The 1,920-nt window shown below is 63.8% G+C and carries 2 protein-coding genes; one reads left to right on the top strand and one right to left on the bottom strand.

What is annotated here, in order from left to right; translation table 11 throughout:
• Positions 1–1,289 (top strand): MutS-related protein (locus VIW95_RS09625; RefSeq protein ID WP_331585832.1); only part of this gene is annotated, 1,289 nt, incomplete at its 5' end.
• Positions 1,290–1,432: 143 nt separating this feature from the next.
• Here the strand turns inward: VIW95_RS09625 and VIW95_RS09630 are convergent.
• Positions 1,433–1,920: GNAT family N-acetyltransferase (locus tag VIW95_RS09630; protein ID WP_331585834.1), on the bottom strand; the 488-nt coding region annotated here is incomplete at its 5' end.

Below are 1,920 nucleotides of genomic sequence, written 5' to 3' on the forward strand. Positions count from 1 at the left end.
TGTCGCTGATGGCGCAGGCGGGGATGCTGATTCCGGCGCTCGCCGGCAGCAAGGCGACGGTGTTTCGCAGCGTGTTCGCCGACATCGGCGACGAGCAGTCGATCGAATCCAACCTGTCGAGCTTTTCGGGGCACATCGCAAACTTGTCCCAGATAATCAGATCGCTGGTCGAGCCGGCGCTGGTGATTCTCGACGAGCCGGGCGCCGGCACCGACCCCGCCGAGGGCGCCGCGCTCGCGATTGGCCTGATGAACCATCTCGGGACGCGGCGCTGCATGCTCGCCATCGCGACGCATTCGACCGCGGTGAAACTGCACGCATACTCGCAAGCCGGGTTCGAGGCCGCGGCGGTGGATTTCGACGCCGAGCGACTCGCGCCGCTGTATCGCCTGAAGCCGCACACGATCGGGCAGAGTTATGGACTCGCGGTCGCGCGCCGGCTCGGACTACCCGAGGAAATAATTCGCGCGGCCGAACAATCGATGGGCGCCGGGACGATCGAGCTGACCGACGCGTTGAAAAGACTGGACGCGGAGCGCGCCAAGCTCAACGCGCAGGTCGAAAAACTTCGCGAACGCGAGGCCAGTCTCGTCAGCGTCGAGGAAGAACTGATTCAGGATACTGAAAAAGCCCGCGCGCGATCCGAGCTGGAACGCAAGCGGCTGCGCGCCGAAGTCGCAGAACTGATCGAAGAGCTGAGACGCGACGGCGCCGCGCTCATGGATGAGCTCAAGACCCGCGCGAAGTCGCGCACCGACTTGAAGGGCTTCATCACGAAGGCCGCGGCGAAACTCGAGAGCCTCGCGCCGGCCCCCGACGACGCCTCGGAGTCCGACGCGCCGCTCAAGCTCGGCGACACCGTCCAGGTCGGCGACATCCGCGGCCAATTGATAGCGCTCGATGCGTCACGCGCTGTGATCAGCCGCGGCGGCCTGAGGATCGAAGTCGCGCCCGAGCGCCTGCGCAGGTCCGCTGCGAGCGCCGCCGAAAGTCGCCCCGCGCCGGCAAAACCGGCGACCGTCACTTTCAGCGTCGAAGGCGGCGAGGGTAACGAGTTGAACCTCATCGGGATGCGCACGACCGACGCGCTCCGCAAGCTCGAAGAATTTCTCGACACCGCCTTCCTGACCAATCGCGCCGAGGTGCGAATCGTCCACGGCATCGGCTCCGGCGCGCTGCGCAAAGCAGTGGCGGAATATCTAGGCACCTCGCCGTATTGCGCATCCTTCCGCGGCGCGGAACCGCATCACGGCGGCGCGGGCGCCACCATCGTCCAGATGAATTTGTAATGAAGGTTTGCACGGATCGTTCACGAGGCACGCGCTGCCCTGTCATCCGGACGAAGCGAGCAACGCGAGCGGCAGGAAATGGCTTCTGGCCTCCGGACAGCGGCGCGTAAGCGCCGCCGGTTCCGGTTTCGCATCGCCGCACGTCACACATCACACTCAAGATGAATGTCCTCAGGCTCGAGCTCCAGCAGCTCCAGGTCGGGCTCTCTGGCAATCTCACACCCCAACCGCGAGTAAAAGTTGATCGTGTTCTCGGAAGGCGTTGCCGATATGTACAGCCGCCTCGCTCCCCTCTCGCGCGCGGTCACTTTGGCTAGTTCGAAAAGCTGCGCGCCCAAGCCTCTGTTCCGGTACGCGCTGCTCACGTGAAGGAACTCTAGCTGGAGTCGATCTTTGAGCTTTCCGATCCGCCTGTTATCCACGACGACCACTCCGACGAGTTCCGCTTGGTCGAATAAACCATGGAACCATCCCCCACGGTCGAAGCTGTCAAGCAGGATCGGCGTGTATTTCTCAGCTTCGCCCGGCGGCCATCCGCGAACGTCGAAGTGTTGTGGCTTGAGCACTAGGGCTCCGTTCTCAAGGTGATAGACGTTGTCTATCACCTCGCTCCGGTCGATGTTCCAGACTC

This window comes from Binatus sp. (SeqCode) (genome assembly GCF_036522015.1).
In the GTDB taxonomy this organism is placed as follows: domain Bacteria; phylum Desulfobacterota; class Binatia; order Binatales; family Binataceae; genus Binatus.